Here is a 2,208-nt window from a genome sequence, read left to right on the forward strand (position 1 = left end):
CGAAGCCCGCGCACGCCGTATCAAAACAGCGGTGGAAACCTGCGGCATGGCGTCTGCCGCGACCGTGCGCGAGGCCGCGCCCCACCTGAGCTACGTGCTTTACGATATCAAGCATATGGACAGCGCGGTTCATGAGGCCCGGACCGGCCAGCCCAATGCGCGCATCCTTGAAAATTTCCGCATTCTGGCAGAAGAATTTCCGGACTTGCCCATACTGGCCCGCACGCCCGTGATTCCCGGCTTCAATGACACTGCGGAGGCCATCGCGGCCATAGCCCGCTTTATCAAGCCCTATGGGCGTGTCAATTATGAACTTTTGCCCTATCATCGCCTGGGAACCCAGAAATACCATTTTTTGGGCCGGGAGGTTCCCATGGGCGAAGTGAGCCTGGACAAGGCGGTTATGGGCGGGCTGCAGAAGGCTGCTCTGGACATTTTGGGGGAGCGGGTGCAAATTCCCCGCTGATTCCCCAGCATTTTACCGGATTGAAATATGGCCGACCACTCTCAGGAACTGCTTTCAAAGCATGTGGAGCGCATCCTTGACGCCTTGCCTGAAGGTGTCTTTATCAGCGATGCCTCGGGAACCAGCCTGCGCGTTAACCGCATGTACGAGCAGTTGACCGGCCTCACCCAGGAGCAGGTGCAGGGCAAGAACGTGCGATGTCTGGTGGAAGAGGGGGTTTTTGACCATATCCTCAACCCGCAGATAGTGCGCACCGGCAGGCCCGCCACCCATGTACAGCAGCTCAAAAACGGCAAAAAGCTGGTGCTGACGGGTTTTCCTGTTTTTGACACGCGCGGTGACCTCTGTCTTGTGGTCACCTTTGCGCGCGACATAACCCTGCTGGCCCAGTTGCAGGATCAGGTGGCCGGGCAGTGCAGGCTTATTGACCAGATCAATGACCAGTTGGCGTACATAGCAAGCGAGGGCAGCAAGGCGCGTGAACCCATTTATGCCAGCCCCGCAATGGGTGAGGTGGTTTCGCTGCTGCGGCGTTTTGCCGCCACAGACGCCACTGTGCTGATTCTGGGTGAAACGGGCGCGGGCAAGGACGTTTTCGCCCGTTTTACCCACGGCCTTTCCGAGCGGCGCGATAAGATACTGCTCAAGGTCGACTGCGGCGGCATTTCCGAAACCCTTACGGAATCGGAACTGTTCGGCTACATGCCCGGCGCTTTTACCGGGGCCTCCAGTAAGGGCAAGGCCGGGTATTTTGAGATTGCCGATGGCAGCACCATCTTTTTGGACGAAGTGGGCGAACTGCCCCTGTCCATGCAGACGCGGCTTTTGCGCGTGCTTCAGGACGGCGAAATCATGCGTGTGGGGGCGTCCAGCCCGCGCAAGGTGGATGTGCGCATTATCGCGGCCACCAACCGCAACCTTGCCGAAAGCGTGGAAGCCGGAACCTTTCGTCGTGACCTCTATTACCGCCTCAATGTCGCCACGGTGCGCATTCCGTCCCTGCGGGACAGAAAGGAAGATGTGCCTCTGCTGGCCGAGCATTTTTTGACGCACTATACGGCCAAGTATCATAAAGTCATGGCGTTTATGGATGTTACCCTGGACATGATGGCCGCATATGCCTGGCCCGGCAATGTGCGTGAGTTGCAGAACATGGTTCACAGTCTGGTCATTACGCTCACTGGCCCGCTCATCACCCCGCGCGACCTGCCCGTGCAGGTTACAGGCGTAACGCACGATGCCACGCGGTACTCGGAAGATGTGCTTGGCGCCCGCCGCCCGTTGCGGGAAATCATGGCGGAAATGGAGCGCGATTTTTTGCTCAAGGCCATTGAGGTTCATGGCTCGGTGCAGCGTGTTGCGGAACTTTTTCAGGTTAACCGCAGCACCATTTTCAGGAAGCTGCAAGGCACAAGGCAGACACGATGACCCTTCACGGCGGTGCGCGCGGGATGTTCCGCACGTTTTTGCTCACGGCTGTCTGCATGACATTTTTTGCGGCAAACTCTTTGCTGTGCCGCATGGCGCTCTTCGGCACGGGCATGGACGCCGTCAGCTATACGGTTTTGCGGGCATCCTCGGCAGCCGTTGTTTTGTGGTTGTTCATGGCGCTGCGGGGGCAGCGCGTTTTGCGGCACGGAAACCGGCGCGCCGCCCTGGCCCTTTTTGCGTATATGGCCTGTTTTTCCTGGGCCTATGTCAATTTGCCCGCCGCGGCCGGCGCTCTTATCATTGCCGTGGCC

1 protein-coding gene and 2 pseudogenes are annotated in these 2,208 nt (G+C 58.8%); all 3 read left to right on the forward strand.

Annotated elements, in window-relative coordinates:
- Positions 1-466: pseudogene (locus tag V6C16_RS11625) on the forward strand (glycyl-radical enzyme activating protein); the annotation flags it as partial.
- Positions 467-493: 27 nt separating this feature from the next.
- Entirely contained in the window at positions 494-1,894 is a 1,401-nt protein-coding gene (locus V6C16_RS11630; protein ID WP_333535967.1) for a sigma-54 interaction domain-containing protein, read from the forward strand.
- Positions 1,891-2,208, forward strand: a pseudogene (locus tag V6C16_RS11635) (EamA family transporter); the annotation flags it as partial. The gene V6C16_RS11630 and the pseudogene V6C16_RS11635, both read left to right, overlap by 4 nt.

The sequence above is a fragment of the Desulfovibrio sp. 1188_IL3213 genome, assembly GCF_036763145.1.
Classification (GTDB): Bacteria; Desulfobacterota; Desulfovibrionia; order Desulfovibrionales; family Desulfovibrionaceae; genus Desulfovibrio.